At 70.3% G+C, this 19796-nt stretch carries 1 protein-coding gene (only partly in view); it reads left to right on the plus strand.

The annotated features are described in order from the left end of the window. Nucleotides 1–19796 carry the 5' portion of an Ig-like domain-containing protein gene (locus NGK70_RS03015; protein ID WP_310742575.1) on the plus strand. The gene runs 16684 nt beyond the window's last position, so the window shows 19796 of its 36480 coding nt (coding positions 1–19796); its start codon is at nucleotides 1–3; the stop codon falls past the right edge of the window.

Genomic DNA, 19796 nt, shown 5'->3' on the forward strand with positions numbered 1-19796 from the left:
GTGTCTGCCAGTGGCCCGGATCTGCTGCTGACTCTGGCAGATGGGAGCACGCTGCGTCTGGACGGTGCCTTGAACGAGGCCACGCTGCTGGAGCAGTTGCAGGCTCAGCTCAGCCCTGAGGTGCGGGCCCAGCTGGAACTCCTGCTGCAGGCACAAGGGGCGCCGGCGGTGTTGGCTCAAGCAGATCCTGCCCAGCCAGCAGACCCGGCTGCGACGGATGCCCGTGCCGAAACCGCTGTGGGGCGGATCCAGGAAGCCGCGGGAGGCGTGACGGTGGTGCGGGCCGGTCAGCGCCTGCAATTGCGCGCCGGCGACACCCTTCTGGCTGGTGATGAAGTTCAGACCGAAACCGCGGGGGTGAAGCTGCAACTCCAGACCCGTGATGGCAAGAGCGTGGCACTGGCTCTCGGCGAGAAGGCCTCCGTCACGCTCACATCCGACTCCGGCACGGGCGGTTCCGGCGAAACCATGTTCGTCAAGGTTTCGGGGGGCGCACTGACCGTGGATGGTGCGTCTGATGCCATGTCCCGCGTGATCATCGACACGCCTGCAGGCAAGTTGGCCTCCCAAGGCGCTGGGGTGGGCATCAATGTGGCGCCGCAGTCCGGCGAAACCACCGTCGTCGTGCTGGGCACAGCCGGCAATGCCGCCGCTCCGGCCGCTGCCGGGACCGTCTCCTTTCAGGACGCGGCTGGTACGACCACCAACCTCGCCGTTCCGCGCGACGGTGTCGTACTGAACAACGCGTCCGGCAGCAGCACCGGAGATGCCGGTGCGGTCGTCGCGCGCAGCGAGCAGACGCAGCCCATCGCCAGTCTGCTCGGCTCCGGCCCGGCCGGGGCGGCTTCCGGCGCAGAAGCCGCCGGTTCACCCAGCTCCTCGAACACGCCCAGTCCTGCGAGCCCCTCCTCCAACAGCGGGTTCAGCGGCACACCGGCGGTGGGTGCTGCGCTGTCCGGCACGGATGGCGGTGCGACGCCGAGCCTGAGTCAGGGCGCCTTCTCCGGATCGTCGCAGGCCTCCAGTGGGTCGAGCGGCGGAACTTCCCCATCCTCAGGGAACCCCTCTGCTGGCTCGAATGCAGGCATATCCGGCGATGGCGGAACCGGCAGTGCGGGCGGCACGTCTGCCGGCGGGCGGGGCACGTCAGCTGCCGAGAACACGCCAGCAGTGATTCCGGCGGTAACGCTCGTCGCCCTGACAGCGTCCGTGGACGAACAGGTCGGCCCGATTCACTACGTCCTGCGCCTTTCCGCGGCCACGACCCAGCCAGTGACCGTCACATTGAGGGTCGACTCTGGCGCCGCTGCCGGGCGTGTGGCTGACGGAACCTACCAAGTGGTGGTCCAACCCGGCACGACGGAAGTGAGCTTCGACGTGCCGCTGCGGCCCGACACGGTGCGTGATGTCTCGGCCCCGGTCCAGGTCACGATCGTGGATGTCCTCAACGGCACTGTTGGGGTGGGCAGCGTCACCGTAGACCTGGTGGACAACCTGCCCATCGCAGGGGGCAGCTCCAGTGACTCTGTTGTCGGTGGTACCGGTGGTGACTCGGTCGACGGTGGATTGGGTGATGACAGTGTCGACGGTGGCGAAGGCAACGACAGCGTCTCGGGTGGAGCCGGCAACGACACGGCCCAAGGTGGGTCGGGCGACGACAACGTCGACGGCGGCGAGGGTGACGACAGTGTCGGTGGTGGCGCTGGCCACGACACCGTGCAGGGTGGCACGGGCAATGACACCGTGACCGGCGGCGACGACACCGGGTCGGATGATCTGGACGGCGGCGAAGGCGACGACAGCGTCTCGGGTGGCGCGGGCAACGACACGGCCCAGGGTGGGTCGGGCGACGACAACGTCGACGGCGGTGCCGGTGACGACAGCGTCTCCGGCGGCAGCGGCGATGACACCGTGCAAGGTGGCACGGGCAACGACACCGTGACCGGTGGCGACGACAGCGGGTCTGATGACCTGGATGGCGGCGAAGGCAGCGACAGCGTTTCCGGCGGAGCTGGCAACGACACGGCTGCAGGCGGCACCGGAGACGACAACGTTGACGGCGGCGAGGGTGACGACAGCGTTGGTGGCGGCACTGGCAACGACACCGTGCAGGGCGGCACGGGTAACGACACCGTGACGGGTGGCGACGATGCCGGCTCTGACGACCTGGATGGCGGCGAAGGCAACGACAGCGTTTCCGGCGGAGCTGGCAACGACACGGCTCAAGGTGGCTCAGGCGACGACAACGTTGACGGCGGCGAGGGTGACGACAGCGTCGGTGGTGGCACCGGCAACGACACCGTGCAAGGCGGCACGGGCAACGACTCCGTGACGGGTGGCGACGACAGCGGCTCCGACGATGTGGACGGCGGCGAAGGCAGCGACAGCGTTGCCGGCGGAGCTGGCAACGACACGGCTGCAGGCGGCACCGGAGACGACAGCGTTGACGGCGGCGAGGGTGACGACAGTGTCGGTGGTGGCACTGGCAACGACACCGTGCATGGCGGCACGGGTAACGACACGGTGACCGGCGGTGACGACAGCGGCTCCGACGATGTGGACGGCGGCGAAGGCAACGACAGCGTTTCCGGCGGAGCTGGCAACGACACGGCTGCAGGCGGCACGGGCGACGACAACGTTGACGGCGGCGAGGGTGACGACAGCGTCGGTGGTGGCGCCGGCAACGACACCGTGCAAGGTGGCACAGGCAACGACAGCGTCTCGGGTGGCGCGGGCAACGACACGGCCCAGGGTGGGTCGGGCAACGACAACGTCGACGGCGGTGCCGGTGACGACAGCGTCTCCGGCGGCAGCGGCGATGACACCGTGCAAGGTGGCGCGGGCAACGACACCGTCACCGGTGGCGACGACGACAGCGACACCGGCGCGGACGACCTGGACGGCGGCGAAGGCAACGACTCGGTCAGCGGCGGCGCAGGGAACGACACGGCCCAGGGCGGCACGGGCGACGACAACGTCGACGGCGGCGAGGGGGATGACAGCGTCGGTGGTGGCACCGGCGACGACACCGTTCAAGGCGGATCGGGCAACGACACCGTGACGGGCGGTGACGACGCCGGCTCCGACGACCTGGACGGTGGCGAAGGCAACGACTCAGTCAGCGGTGGTGCCGGCAACGACACGGCTGCAGGCGGCACGGGCGACGACAACGTTGACGGCGGCGAGGGTGACGACAGTGTCGGTGGCGGCACCGGCAACGACACCGTGCAAGGCGGCACGGGTAACGACACGGTGACCGGCGGCGACGACGCCGGCTCCGACGACCTGGACGGTGGCGAAGGCAACGACTCGGTCAGCGGCGGCGCAGGGAACGACACGGCCCAGGGCGGCACGGGCGACGACAACGTCGACGGCGGCGAAGGGGATGACAGCGTCGGTGGTGGCACCGGCAACGACACCGTCACCGGCGGCGACGACAGCGGGTCCGATGACCTGGATGGCGGCGAAGGCAACGACAGCGTTTCCGGCGGAGCTGGCAACGACACGGCCCAAGGTGGGTCGGGCGACGACAACGTTGACGGCGGCGAGGGTGACGACAGCGTCGGTGGCGGCACCGGCAACGACACCGTGCAAGGCGGCACGGGTAACGACACGGTGACCGGCGGCGACGACGCCGGCTCCGACGACCTGGACGGTGGCGAAGGCAACGACTCGGTCAGCGGCGGCGCAGGGAACGACACGGCCCAGGGCGGCACGGGCGACGACAACGTCGACGGCGGCGAGGGTGACGACAGCGTCGGTGGTGGCGCCGGCAACGACACCGTGCAGGGTGGCGCGGGCAATGACACCGTCACCGGCGGTGACGACGCCGGCTCCGACGACCTGGACGGTGGCGAAGGCAGCGACTCGGTCAGCGGTGGCGCCGGCAACGACACGGCCCAAGGTGGGTCGGGCGACGACAACGTTGACGGCGGTGAGGGTGACGACAGCGTCGGTGGTGGCACCGGCAACGACACCGTGCTGGGTGGCACGGGCAACGACACCGTGACCGGTGGCGACGACGACAGCGACACCGGCGCGGACAACCTGGACGGCGGCGAAGGCAACGACAGCGTCTCGGGTGGCGCGGGCAACGACACGGCTCAAGGTGGCTCAGGCAACGACAACGTCGACGGCGGTGCCGGTGACGACAGCGTCTCCGGCGGCAGCGGCGATGACACCGTGCAAGGTGGTTTTGGCAACGACACCGTGACGGGTGGCGACGACCAGACCGACACCGGGTCGGATGATCTGGACGGTGGCGAAGGCAACGACAGCGTCTCGGGTGGCGCGGGCAACGACACGGCTCAAGGTGGCTCAGGCAACGACAGCGTCGACGGCGGTGCCGGTGACGACAGCGTCTCAGGTGGTAGCGGCAACGACACGGTGCAAGGTGGCACGGGCAACGACACCGTCACCGGTGGCGACGACGACAGCGACACCGGCGCGGACGACCTGGACGGCGGCGAAGGCAACGACAGCGTCTCGGGTGGCGCGGGCAACGACACGGCCCAAGGTGGGTCAGGCGACGACAACGTCGACGGCGGTGCCGGTGACGACAGCGTCTCCGGTGGCAGCGGCGATGACACCGTGCAGGGTGGTTCTGGCAACGACACCGTCACCGGTGGCGACGACGACAGCGACACCGGCGCGGACAACCTGGACGGTGGCGAAGGCAACGACAGCGTCTCGGGTGGCGCGGGCAACGACACGGCCCAGGGTGGGTCGGGCGACGACAACGTCGACGGCGGTGCCGGTGACGACAGCGTCTCAGGTGGTAGCGGCAACGACACGGTGCAAGGTGGCACGGGCAACGACACCGTCACCGGTGGCGACGACGACAGCGACACCGGCGCGGACAACCTGGACGGCGGCGAAGGCAACGACAGCGTCTCGGGTGGCGCCGGCAACGACACGGCCCAGGGCGGCACGGGTGACGACAACGTCGACGGCGGTGCCGGTGACGACAGCGTCTCCGGTGGCAGCGGCGATGACACCGTGCAGGGTGGTTCTGGCAACGACACCGTCACCGGTGGCGACGACGACAGCGACACCGGCGCGGACAACCTGGACGGTGGCGAAGGCAACGACAGCGTCTCGGGTGGCGCGGGCAACGACACGGCCCAGGGTGGGTCGGGCGACGACAACGTCGACGGCGGTGCCGGTGACGACAGCGTCTCCGGTGGCAGCGGCGATGACACCGTGCAGGGTGGTTCTGGCAACGACACCGTCACCGGTGGCGACGACGACAGCGACACCGGCGCGGACGACCTGGACGGCGGCGAAGGCAACGACAGCGTCTCGGGTGGCGCGGGCAACGACACGGCTCAAGGTGGCTCAGGCAACGACAACGTCGACGGCGGTGCCGGTGATGACAGCGTCTCCGGTGGCACGGGCAACGACACCGTGCAAGGTGGTTCTGGCAACGACAGCGTCTCGGGTGGCGCGGGCAACGACACGGCCCAGGGTGGGTCGGGCGACGACAACGTCGACGGCGGTGCCGGTGACGACAGCGTCTCAGGTGGTAGCGGCGATGACACCGTGCAAGGTGGCACGGGCAACGACACCGTCACCGGTGGCGACGACGACAGCGACACCGGGTCGGACGACCTGGACGGCGGCGAAGGCAACGACAGCGTCTCGGGTGGCGCGGGCAACGACACGGCCCAGGGTGGCTCAGGCGACGACAACGTCGACGGCGGTGCCGGTGACGACAGCGTTTCAGGTGGTAGCGGCGATGACACCGTGCAAGGTGGCACGGGCAACGACACCGTCACCGGTGGCGACGACGACAGCGACACCGGCGCGGACAACCTGGACGGCGGCGAAGGCAACGACAGCGTCTCGGGTGGCGCCGGTAACGACTCGGTCAGCGGCGGCGCGGGCAACGACACGGCCCAGGGTGGGTCGGGCGACGACAACGTCGACGGCGGTGCCGGTGACGACAGCGTCTCAGGTGGTAGCGGCAACGACACCGTGCAAGGTGGCGACGACGACAGCGACACCGGGTCGGATGATCTGGACGGCGGCGAAGGCAACGACAGCGTCTCGGGTGGCGCGGGCAACGACACGGCCCAGGGTGGCTCAGGCGACGACAACGTCGACGGCGGTGCCGGTGACGACAGCGTCTCAGGTGGTAGCGGCAACGACACCGTGCAAGGTGGTTCTGGCAACGACACCGTCACTGGTGGCGCGGGCAACGACACGGCCCAGGGTGGGTCGGGCAACGACAGCGTCGACGGCGGTGCCGGTGACGACAGCGTCTCAGGTGGTAGCGGCAACGACACCGTGACCGGTGGCGACGACCAGACCGACACCGGCTCGGACGACCTGGACGGCGGCGAAGGCAACGACTCGGTCAGCGGCGGAGCCGGCAACGACACGGCCCAAGGTGGGTCAGGCGACGACAACGTCGACGGCGGTGCCGGTGACGACAGCGTCTCCGGCGGCACGGGCAACGACACGGTGCAAGGTGGCACGGGCAACGACACCGTCACCGGTGGCGACGACGACAGCGACACCGGGTCGGACGACCTGGACGGCGGCGAAGGCAACGACTCGGTCAGCGGCGGCGCGGGCAACGACACGGCCCAAGGTGGGTCGGGCAACGACAACGTCGACGGCGGCGCCGGTGATGACAGCGTCTCCGGCGGCAGCGGCAACGACACCGTGCAAGGTGGTTCGGGCAACGACACCGTCACCGGTGGCGATGACGACAGCGACACCGGCTCGGACGACCTGGACGGCGGCGAAGGCAACGACTCAGTCAGCGGCGGCGCGGGCAACGACACGGCCCAAGGTGGGTCGGGCAACGACAACGTTGACGGCGGCGAAGGTGACGACAGCGTCGGTGGTGGCACCGGTGACGACACCGTGCAAGGTGGCACGGGCAACGACACCGTGACCGGCGGCGACGACCAGACCGACACCGGCGCGGACAATCTGGACGGTGGCGAAGGCAACGACAGCGTCTCGGGTGGCGCCGGCAACGACACGGCCCAAGGTGGGTCAGGCGACGACAACGTTGACGGCGGTGCCGGTGACGACAGCGTTTCCGGCGGTGCTGGCAACGACACGGCCCAGGGTGGGTCGGGCAACGACAACGTCGACGGCGGCGCCGGTGACGACAGCGTCTCCGGCGGCAGCGGCAACGACACCGTGCAAGGTGGTTCGGGCAACGACACCGTCACCGGTGGCGATGACGACAGCGACACCGGCTCGGACGACCTGGACGGCGGCGAAGGCAACGACTCGGTCAGCGGCGGCGCGGGCAACGACACGGCCCAAGGTGGGTCAGGCGACGACAACGTCGACGGCGGTGCCGGTGACGACAGCGTTGGTGGAGGCACCGGCAACGACACCGTGCAAGGTGGTTCTGGCAACGACACCGTCACTGGTGGCGACGACCAGACCGACACCGGGTCGGATGATCTGGACGGCGGCGAAGGCAACGACAGCGTCTCGGGTGGCGCGGGCAACGACACGGCCCAGGGTGGCTCAGGCGACGACAACGTCGACGGCGGTGCTGGTGACGACAGCGTCTCCGGCGGCAGCGGCGACGACACCGTGCAAGGTGGTTCTGGCAACGACACGCTCGATGGCGGTGCGGGGGATGACACGCTTCAGGGCGGAGACGGTGCAGACGAGATCAGCGGCGGTGAAGGCGACGATGTCATCGATCACTACGACGCTGCAGACGCACTGATCGACGGCGGTGCGGGCAACGACCGTCTGATCATTCGAGACGCCGTGGTGGACTTCGCCACTATCGACGACGCGACGGTGGTCGGCATTGAGCAACTGGACCTGCGTGCGTCGAGCGGTGTGAGCGGAAGCAATATGGTGACGCTTGGTGTCAGCGACGTGCTGGCACTGGCTGGAGCGAGCGGCACGCTGACCGTGCTTGGCGATGCCGAAGATGCGCTGACCTTTGCCGACACCTGGGTCGAAATGACCGCTCAGGTTGTTGACGGTGTCAGTTTCAGGGTCTTCGAGCGTGACGGACTCACCATTCGCGTCGCGGCGCACATGCAACTGAGCACGGTCGCCGAAGGCGGCGCAGGCGACGACACGCTGGTAAGCGGATCCGACAACGACTCCCTGGGGGGCGGTGAAGGCAACGACTCGGTCGACGGCGGAGAGGGCAACGACACGGTTGCGGGCGGAGAAGGCAACGACTACGCGGGTGGTGGCTCGGGAGACGACACGGTGTCGGGCGAATCGGGCGACGACACGGTCGATGGCGGCACCGGCAACGACGTGATCAGCGGCGGAGAAGGCAACGACACGACGCGTGGTGGAGACGGGGAAGACACCGTCGACGCGGGCGTTGGCGACGACAGCGTGGAAGGCGCAGCGGGCAACGACAGCGTGGACGGCGGCCTGGGAGACGACATCGTCGACGGCGGAGAGGGCAACGACACGGTTGCGGGCGGAGAAGGCAACGACTACGCGGGTGGTGGCTCGGGAGACGACACGGTGTCGGGCGAATCGGGCGACGACACGGTCGATGGCGGCACCGGCAACGACGTGATCAGCGGCGGAGAAGGCAACGACACGACGCGTGGTGGAGACGGGGAAGACACCGTCGACGCGGGCGTTGGCGACGACAGCGTGGAAGGCGCAGCGGGCAACGACAGCGTGGACGGCGGCCTGGGAGACGACATCGTCGACGGCGGAGAGGGCAACGACACGGTTGCGGGCGGAGAAGGCAACGACTACGCGGGTGGTGGCTCGGGAGACGACACGGTGTCGGGCGAATCGGGCGACGACACGGTCGATGGCGGCACCGGCAACGACGTGATCAGCGGCGGAGAAGGCAACGACACGACGCGTGGTGGAGACGGGGAAGACACCGTCGACGCGGGCGTTGGCGACGACAGCGTGGAAGGCGCAGCGGGCAACGACAGCGTGGACGGCGGCCTGGGAGACGACATCGTCGACGGCGGAGAGGGCAACGACACGGTTGCGGGCGGAGAAGGCAACGACTACGCGGGTGGTGGCTCGGGAGACGACACGGTGTCGGGCGAATCGGGCGACGACACGGTCGATGGCGGCACCGGCAACGACGTGATCAGCGGCGGAGAAGGCAACGACACGACGCGTGGTGGAGACGGGGAAGACACCGTCGACGCGGGCGTTGGCGACGACAGCGTGGAAGGCGCAGCGGGCAACGACAGCGTGGACGGCGGCCTGGGAGACGACATCGTCGACGGCGGAGAGGGCAACGACACAGTGTCGGGCGAATCGGGCGACGACACGCTCGACGGCGGTACCGGCAACGACAGCCTGGACGGCGGCGCGGGCGACGACAGCGTCGATGGCGGCGAAGGCAGCGACACCGCGCTGGGCGGTGCGGGTGACGACACCCTGACGGGCGGGGATGCCAACGACACGGGCGACGACAGCCTGGACGGTGGCGAAGGCAACGACTCCGTCAGCGGTGGCCAGGGCAACGACAGCCTGGGCGGTGGTGGCGGCAACGACACCCTGCTGGGTGGCGCGGGCACGGACACGCTCGACGGCGGTACCGGCAACGACAGCCTGGACGGCGGCGCGGGCAACGACAGCCTGGGCGGTGGCACGGGCAACGACAACCTCGACGGCGGCGCGGGCAACGACAGCGTCGACGGCGGCGAAGGCAATGACACGGCCACCGGCGGTGCGGGGGACGACACCCTGACGGGCGGTGACGCCAACGACACGGGCGACGACAGCCTGGACGGTGGCGAAGGCAACGACTCCGTCAGCGGCGGCCAGGGCAACGACACCCTGGTCGGCGGTGACGCCAACGACACCGGCAGCGACACGCTCGACGGCGGCGCAGGTGACGACAACGTTGGCGGCGGTGCCGGCAACGACAGCCTGGGCGGTGGCACGGGCAACGACAACCTCGACGGCGGCGCGGGCAACGACAGCGTCGACGGCGGCGAAGGCAGCGACACCGCGCTGGGCGGTGCGGGCGACGACACCCTGACGGGCGGTGACGCCAACGACACGGGCGATGACAGCCTGGACGGCGGCGAAGGCAACGACTCCGTCAGCGGTGGCCAGGGCAACGACACCCTGGTCGGCGGTGACGCCAACGACACCGGCAGCGACACGCTCGACGGTGGCGCAGGTGACGACAGCGTTGGCGGCGGCGCGGGCAACGACAGCCTGGGCGGTGGCACGGGCAACGACAACCTCGACGGCGGCGCGGGCAACGACAGCGTCGACGGCGGCGAAGGCAGCGACACGGCCACCGGCGGTGCCGGTGACGACACCCTGACGGGCGGTGACGCCAACGACACGGGCGACGACAGCCTGGACGGTGGCGAAGGCAACGACTCCGTCAGCGGTGGCCAGGGCAACGACACCCTGGTCGGCGGTGACGCCAACGACACCGGCAGCGACACGCTCGACGGTGGCGCAGGTGACGACAGCGTTGGCGGCGGCGCGGGCAACGACAGCCTGGGCGGTGGCACGGGCAACGACAACCTCGACGGCGGCGCGGGCAACGACAGCGTCGACGGCGGCGAAGGCAATGACACGGCCACCGGCGGTGCGGGGGACGACACCCTGACGGGCGGTGACGCCAACGACACGGGCGACGACAGCCTGGACGGTGGCGAAGGCAACGACTCCGTCAGCGGCGGCCAGGGCAACGACACCCTGATCGGCGGTGACGCCAACGACACCGGCAGCGACACGCTCGACGGCGGCGCGGGTGACGACAGCGTTGGCGGCGGTGCCGGCAACGACAGCCTGGGCGGTGGCACGGGCAACGACAACCTCGACGGCGGCGCGGGCAACGACAGCGTCGACGGCGGCGAAGGCAATGACACGGCCACCGGCGGTGCGGGGGACGACACCCTGACGGGCGGTGACGCCAACGACACGGGCGACGACAGCCTGGACGGTGGCGAAGGCAACGACTCCGTCAGCGGCGGCCAGGGCAACGACACCCTGATCGGCGGTGACGCCAACGACACCGGCAGCGACACGCTCGACGGCGGCGCGGGTGACGACAGCGTTGGCGGCGGTGCCGGCAACGACAGCCTGGGCGGTGGCACGGGCAACGACACGCTCGACGGTGGCACCGGCAATGACAACCTGGATGGCGGCACGGGCAACGACAACCTCGACGGCGGCGCGGGCAACGACAGCGTCGACGGCGGCGAAGGCAGCGACACCGCGCTGGGCGGTGCGGGCGACGACACCCTGACGGGCGGTGACGCCAACGACACGGGCGATGACAGCCTGGACGGCGGCGAAGGCAACGACTCCGTCAGCGGTGGCCAGGGCAACGACACCCTGGTCGGCGGTGACGCCAACGACACCGGCAGCGACACGCTCGACGGTGGCGCAGGTGACGACAGCGTTGGCGGCGGCGCGGGCAACGACAGCCTGGGCGGTGGCACGGGCAACGACAACCTCGACGGCGGCGCGGGCAACGACAGCGTCGACGGCGGCGAAGGCAGCGACACGGCCACCGGCGGTGCCGGTGACGACACCCTGACGGGCGGTGACGCCAACGACACGGGCGACGACAGCCTGGACGGTGGCGAAGGCAACGACTCCGTCAGCGGTGGCCAGGGCAACGACACCCTGGTCGGCGGTGACGCCAACGACACCGGCAGCGACACGCTCGACGGTGGCGCAGGTGACGACAGCGTTGGCGGCGGCGCGGGCAACGACAGCCTGGGCGGTGGCACGGGCAACGACAACCTCGACGGCGGCGCGGGCAACGACAGCGTCGACGGCGGCGAAGGCAGCGACACCGCGCTGGGCGGTGCGGGCGACGACACCCTGACGGGCGGTGACGCCAACGACACGGGCGATGACAGCCTGGACGGCGGCGAAGGCAACGACTCCGTCAGCGGTGGCCAGGGCAACGACACCCTGGTCGGCGGTGACGCCAACGACACCGGCAGCGACACGCTCGACGGTGGCGCAGGTGACGACAGCGTTGGCGGCGGCGCGGGCAACGACAGCCTGGGCGGTGGCACGGGCAACGACAACCTCGACGGCGGCGCGGGCAACGACAGCGTCGACGGCGGCGAAGGCAATGACACGGCCACCGGCGGTGCGGGGGACGACACCCTGACGGGCGGTGACGCCAACGACACGGGCGACGACAGCCTGGACGGTGGCGAAGGCAACGACTCCGTCAGCGGCGGCCAGGGCAACGACACCCTGGTCGGCGGTGACGCCAACGACACCGGCAGCGACACGCTCGACGGCGGCGCAGGTGACGACAACGTTGGCGGCGGTGCCGGCAACGACAGCCTGGGCGGTGGCACGGGCAACGACAACCTCGACGGCGGCGCGGGCAACGACAGCGTCGACGGCGGCGAAGGCAGCGACACCGCGCTGGGCGGTGCGGGCGACGACACCCTGACGGGCGGTGACGCCAACGACACGGGCGATGACAGCCTGGACGGCGGCGAAGGCAACGACTCCGTCAGCGGTGGCCAGGGCAACGACACCCTGGTCGGCGGTGACGCCAACGACACCGGCAGCGACACGCTCGACGGTGGCGCAGGTGACGACAGCGTTGGCGGCGGCGCGGGCAACGACAGCCTGGGCGGTGGCACGGGCAACGACAACCTCGACGGCGGCGCGGGCAACGACAGCGTCGACGGCGGCGAAGGCAATGACAAGGCCACCGGCGGTGCGGGGGACGACACCCTGACGGGCGGTGACGCCAACGACACGGGCGACGACAGCCTGGACGGTGGCGAAGGCAACGACTCCGTCAGCGGCGGCCAGGGCAACGACACCCTGGTCGGCGGTGACGCCAACGACACCGGCAGCGACACGCTCGACGGCGGCGCAGGTGACGACAACGTTGGCGGCGGTGCCGGCAACGACAGCGTCGACGGCGGCGAAGGCAGCGACACGGCCACCGGCGGTGCCGGTGACGACACCCTGACGGGCGGTGACGCCAACGACACGGGCGACGACAGCCTGGACGGTGGCGAAGGCAACGACTCCGTCAGCGGTGGCCAGGGCAACGACACCCTGGTCGGCGGTGACGCCAACGACACCGGCAGCGACACGCTCGACGGTGGCGCAGGTGACGACAGCGTTGGCGGCGGCGCGGGCAACGACAGCCTGGGCGGTGGCACGGGCAACGACAACCTCGACGGCGGCGCGGGCAACGACAGCGTCGACGGCGGCGAAGGCAATGACACGGCCACCGGCGGTGCGGGGGACGACACCCTGACGGGCGGTGACGCCAACGACACGGGCGACGACAGCCTGGACGGTGGCGAAGGCAACGACTCCGTCAGCGGCGGCCAGGGCAACGACACCCTGATCGGCGGTGACGCCAACGACACCGGCAGCGACACGCTCGACGGCGGCGCGGGTGACGACAGCGTTGGCGGCGGCGCCGGCAGCGACAGCCTGGGCGGTGGCACCGGCAACGACAACCTCGACGGCGGCGCGGGCAACGACACGCTTGGCGGCGACGACGGCGACGACTTGCTCGAAGGCGGCGCTGGCACCGATTCGCTGCGCGGTGGTGCGGGCAATGACACCCTGGTGTTCGATGGCAGCGATGCGCTGATCGATGGGGGCGCGGGTGTCGACACCCTGCGCATCGATGCGGCGAGCCTGGACCTCCAGGCCGTCAGCGATGCGCTGCTGCGCAACATCGAGGTGCTGGACCTGACCGCCGTGACGGCGCAGACGGTGCAACTCAAGCTGGCGGACGTGATCGCCATGTTGGATGGCGTCAACACCACGCTGACGGTGATCGGCGGGGCGGGTGATGCGCTGGTCTTCCGGGACGGCTGGTCGACGGCGGCCGATGTGGTGCGCGACGGTGTGACCTTCCACGTCTACACCAGCGGCGGCTACACGGTGGAAGTGCAGGCCGAGGTGAATGCCTCCATCTTCATCGAGGGCGGCAGCGGCCACGACTCGCTGGTCGGCGCCACGGGCGACGACTCCATCGTCGGTGCGGCGGGCAACGACACCCTGGTGGGCGACGCGGGACACGACACCATTGGGGGTGGTCTGGGCAATGACTCGGTCCTGGCGGGCGCCGGCAACGATTCGGTGTCCGGGGACGATGGTCACGACACCCTCCTGGGCGGTGACGGGAACGACTCGGTCCGCGGCGATGCCGGCAATGACTCGCTGCAGGGCGAGGCCGGCGACGACACCCTGCTGGGTGGCGCGGGCAATGACACGCTGGGCGGTGGCGCGGGGGCGGACAGCCTGGAAGGCAGTACCGGCAACGACAGCCTGGACGGCGGCGACGACAACGACCTGATCCATGGCGGCGATGCGGCCGACACGGTGAGCGGCGGTGCGCTGACACCGGACGACGACAGCATCAACGCCGGCGCTGGCGATGACACCGTGTTCGGCGGTGCCGGCAATGACACGGTGCGCGCGGGCAGCGGCAACGACTCGGTCGATGGCGGCAACGGCAACGACAGCCTGGCGGGCGAGGACGGTGACGACACGCTGGCGGGTTCCGCCGGGGACGACACCCTCGATGGCGGTGCGGGCCACGATGAATTGCGCGGCGGTGCCGGCAACGACACGTTGACCGGCGGCCTGGGCAACGACCTGCTGGTGGCCGGCGAGTCCGGTGGCAGCGACAGCAACCAGCTGACCGGCGGTGCCGGTGATGACACCCTGACCGGCAGCGGCGGCAACGACTCGCTCGACGCCGGCACAGGCAGTGACAGCGTGGCGGGTGGCGCGGGCAACGACACGCTGGTCTACGACGCGGCCGATGTCCTGATCGACGGCGGTGCAGGCATCGACACCCTGATCGTCAACGATGCCAACGTGGACTTCGGCGCCCTGGCCGCGGCGGGCCCGCTGAACGTGGGCAACGTCGAGATCGTCACGCTGAATGGCAGCAGCGGCAGCCAGATCGACCTCACCGAGGATGCCGTGCTGGCGATGACCGCGTCGCCGCACGTCCTGTACGTCAACGGCGATGACCTGGACACCGTCAACCTGGTGGGCACCTGGGCGATCGACACCACCCCGGCCAACCAGGTCTCCGGCTACGTGACGTACGCCAGCACCGCCAATGACGCGGGTTCGACCGCGGTGCGGCTGTACATCCAGAACCAGGTCACCCTGGCCATCACCCAGATCGGCAATGACAACGCCAACCTGCTCAATGGCGGTCTGGCGGCGGACATCATCGAAGGCCACGGCGGCAACGACACCCTCAATGGCAATGACGGCTCCGACACCCTCATGGGTGGTGCCGGCAATGACGTGCTCGATGGCGGCGTGGGCATCGACACGGCCGACTACAGCGACGAGACAGGTGACCTGACGGTCAGCCTGGGTGCCCCGGGCAGCAGCACGGGCACCGACACCGGCAGCGACAGCCTCAGCAACATCGAGAACCTGGTCGGCGGTGGCGGCAATGACCTGATCACCGGCGACGACAGCTTCAACCTGCTCGACGGCGGTGCCGGCAACGACACGATCCTGGCCGGCGGTGACGCCGACACCCTGGTCGGTGGCAGCGGTGCGGACCTGCTGCGCGGCGAGGGCGGCAACGACAAGCTGCGCGGCGGCGCCGGCAACGACACGCTGGACGGCGGCAGCGGCAACGACACCGCGGACTATGGCAGCGAGTCCAATGCCGTCACCGTGGACTTGGCTGGCGGCACGGCCACCGATGGCAGCGGCACGACCGACACCCTGACCGACCTCGAGAACATCGCCGGTGGCAGTGGCAATGACGCGCTCAGCGGCAATGCCGGCGCCAACCTGATCCAGGGCAACGCCGGTGACGACGTGATCAGCGGCGGTGCGGGCAACGACACCCTGCAGGGCGGTGCGGGCAGCGACACCCTGAGCTTCGCCGGCAGCAGCAGCGCCGTGGTGGTCAACCTGACCAATGCCGCGCTGACGCACAACGCGCTGTCGGTGGCCGCCTCCAGCGCCCGCTCGGGCAGCGAGGTGGACACCCTGAGCGGCTTTGAGACCGTGGTCGGCGGCAACGCGGGCGACGCGCTCTATGGCAGCAGCGACGCCAACTTGCTGGATGGCGCCGCTGGTGCCGACCACCTGGTCGGCGACGCTGGCGACGACACCCTGCGCGGCGGTGCGGATGCCGACACCCTGGTGGGCGGCACGGGCGCCGACTCGCTGGTCGGTGGCAGTGGCCGCGACCTGGCCGACTTCAGCGCCAGCACCAGCGCCACCACGGTCGACCTGTCGGCGGGCACCGCCAGCGGGGCCGACAGCGGCAGCGACGCCCTGGTCGAAATCGAGGACGTGGCCGGCGGCAGCGGTGCCGACAGCCTGACCGGTGACGCCGCGGCCAACCAGCTGTGGGGCAACGGCGGCGCTGACACGCTCGATGGCGGTGCCGGTGACGACAGCCTGCGCGGTGGCGCGGGCAACGACAGTCTGGTCGGCGGCGCGGGCAACGACACCGCGGTGTACGACGACGTGAGCGGTCCGCTGACGATCGACCTGGCCGCCGGCAACGTGGTCGGTGCCACTGGCTCCACGGCGGGCAGCGACACCCTGGTTGGCATCGAGAACGTGGTCGGCTCCGGCGGCGCCGACACCATCACCGGCAGCAGCGGCAGCAACCTGATCGTGGGCGGCGGGGGCGCTGACAGCATCGATGGCGGTGCGGGTGACGATGTCGTGGTGTTCGACGAGAACGACGCCGCCGTCTCCGGCGGTGCGGGCACCGACACCCTGTCCATCGCCAGCGGCCTGAGCCTGCTCGACCTGACCGTGACCCGCGACGAGGTCTTCACCCAGTTCGAGGTCGTGGACATCTCGGCCAGCGGTGCCCAGGTCATCAAGCTCTCGGACGCCGACATCCGCGCCCTGACCGGCGACGGCACCGGCCCGACCGGCGGCACCCTGACCGTCAAGGGCGGTGTGGACGACAGCATCCGCCTGGTGGGCGCCAACTGGCCGACCACCCCGACCGGCACCGAAACGGTGGACGGCATCACCTACAACGTCTATGCCTACAGCGTGGCCGGCGGCGTGACCACGGTGAGGGTTCAGCAGGGCGTCTCGGTTGGTTTCATCTTCCGCTCGGGCGAACTGCCGGAGCTGACGGTCGGCACGGCGGGCAGCGACGAATACCAGGGCAACGGTGGCAACGACACCTTCGTGGCCGGCGCGGGCGACGACATCGGCGATGGCGGCACCGGCGAAGACAGCCTGGAAGGCGGCTCGGGCAGCGACAGCCTGGTCGGCGGAGCCGGCAACGACAGCCTGTATGGCGGCGAGGCCAATGACGAGACCGGCAGCGGTGCCGACAGCCTCGAAGCCGGCGCAGGCGACGACCTGGTGATCGCTGGCGATGGCGATGACACCGTGATTGGCGGCACCGGCAACGACAGCCTGTCGGCCGGCGCGGGCCGTGACAGCGTGGACGCCGGCGACGGCGCTGACACCATCACGGGCGGCAGTGGTGACGACACGCTGCTGGGTGGCGCGGGCAATGACAGCATCGACGCGGGCGAAGGCGCCGACGTGGTGCAGGCCGGCTCCGGCGACGACACCGTGATCGGCGGCACGGGCAACGACACCCTGACCGGTGGCAGCGGCGTGGACACGCTCGACTACCGTGCCGAGACGGCGGGTGTCAGCGTCAATCTCGACACCGGCCTGGCCAGCGGGACCGGCAGCGGCGACGACAGTTTCAGCGAGTTCGAGAACGTGCTCGGCGGTGCCGGCAACGACACCATCACCGGCAGCGGGTCGGCCAACTACGTGGACGGCGGCGCCGGTGGCGACCAGATCGGCACCGGCCTGGGCAACGACACCGTGCGCTTCGACGCGGCGGACACCGTCGATGCTGGCGAAGGCCAGGACGTGCTGGACATCACCAGCACCACCACCGTGGACCTGACCACGCTGGCCGGCAGCCAGATCGCCGGCTTCGAGGAGATCGACCTCAGCGGCGACGGCGTGCAGAGCCTCCGCCTGGATGCCGCCTCGGTGGTCGCCTTCTCCAGCACCACCGACACCCTGAAGGTGCACGGGGACGTGGGCGACGTGGTCACCCTCAGTGGCAACTGGGTGAGCGCGGGCACCCAACCGGTGAGCTATGCCGGTGGCGCCAGCGAGCCCTACCTGAAGTACACCCTGGTCGATCCGGTCAGCGGCCAGACCGCCACCGTGCTGATCGACCCGGCCATCGAGCTGGCCATCGAATACACCGGCGGGACCGGCAACGACACGCTGGGCGGCGGCGACGGCAATGACACCGTCAGCGGTGGCGCCGGCAACGACACCCTGGGGGGCGGCCTCGGTGAAGACACCCTGCTGGGCGGCGATGGCAACGACCTGCTGATCTACGACGCCACCGACGTGTCGGTCGACGGCGGTGCCGGCACCGATACCCTGGCACTGGGCAGCACGGCCGATGCCGTGGTGATCGACCTGGGTGCCGTGGCGCGCCCTGCTGCTGGCGGCGTCCGCCCGGACATTGCCAACGTCGAGGTCATCGACATCACCGGCCGTACCAGCGGCGGTACGGGCAACAACACCCTGGTGCTCAACGAGGTGGCGCTGATCGACCTGGTCGGCAGCACCGGCACGCTGACCGTCACCGGCAACGCGGGCGACAAGGTCTACCTGACCAACCTGACCGAGGTCAACCCGGACAGCACCAGCGGCTACACCACCTGGATCTACACGGACTCCGGCACGGGCGACACCGTCACGTTGCTGGTGGCCGATGCCGTGACCGTGGAGGCTGCCCTGATCGGCACCCCGGGCGACGACACCCTGGTCAGTGGCACGGCCAACGCCGACCTGGTGCGTGGCCTGGCCGGTAACGACACCGTCGATGGCCTGGCTGGCGCCGACGTGCTGCGCGGCGATGCCGGCGATGACGTGCTGGTCTACGACGCCGCCGACCTGGTGGTCGATGGCGGCGATGGCAACGACACCCTGCTGGTGGACAACGAGTCCACCCTGAACCTCACCACGGTCGATGACGCCGTGCTGCAGAGCCTGGCCACCATCGATCTGGTGAGCAGCGGCAACAACGTGGCCTTCAACGCGGGGGCCAGTGACATCCTGGCGCTCAACGGTGGCGATCCGGTCACTGTGCTGGGCGGCGCTGGCGACACCGTGGCCCTGCAGGGCAACTGGGTCAAGGGTGCCAATGATGGCAGCGCCACCACCTACACGCTGGTGACGGCCGACGGCCAGACCGCCACGGTCCACGTGGCCAACGCGGTGCCGGTGAGCATCACCTACACCGGCCACGACAGCAGCGAGCGCGACATCATGGTGTCGGGCGCTGGCGACCAGACCCTCGATGCCCTGCGCGGCAACGACAGCCTGGACGGCGGCGCCGGCAACGACACCCTGCTGGGTGGCGCTGGCGACGACGTGCTGGTGTACGACGCCGCCGACGGCGTGGTCTCGGGCGGTGCCGGCTCCGACACCCTGCAGATCCGCGGCAGCGGCGTCACCGTCGACCTGACGACGGTGGCCAATGGCGTGATCACCGGCATCGAGACCATCGACCTGACCGGCAGCGGCAACAACACCGTGGTGCTGAACCCGGACGATGTCCAGGCGCTTTCCACCGATACCGACACCATCATCATCCAGGGCGACGGCGGGGACTCGGTGCGCCTGGCCGGCGAGGGCTGGGAAGCGCGCGGCTCCGAGCTGGTGGCCGGCATCACCTACAACAAGTTCATTTCTTACGCGAGCGACGGCTCCATCGTCACGGTGCTGGCCGGCCTGCGCGTGGTCAAGGGCGACCAGCTCGTCGGCGATCCGGTGCTGGCGGATTCGCTGACCGGCGGTGCCGGCGCGGACCTGGT

It is taken from the genome of Sphaerotilus microaerophilus, assembly GCF_023734135.1.
Classification (GTDB): Bacteria; Pseudomonadota; Gammaproteobacteria; order Burkholderiales; family Burkholderiaceae_C; genus Sphaerotilus; species Sphaerotilus microaerophilus.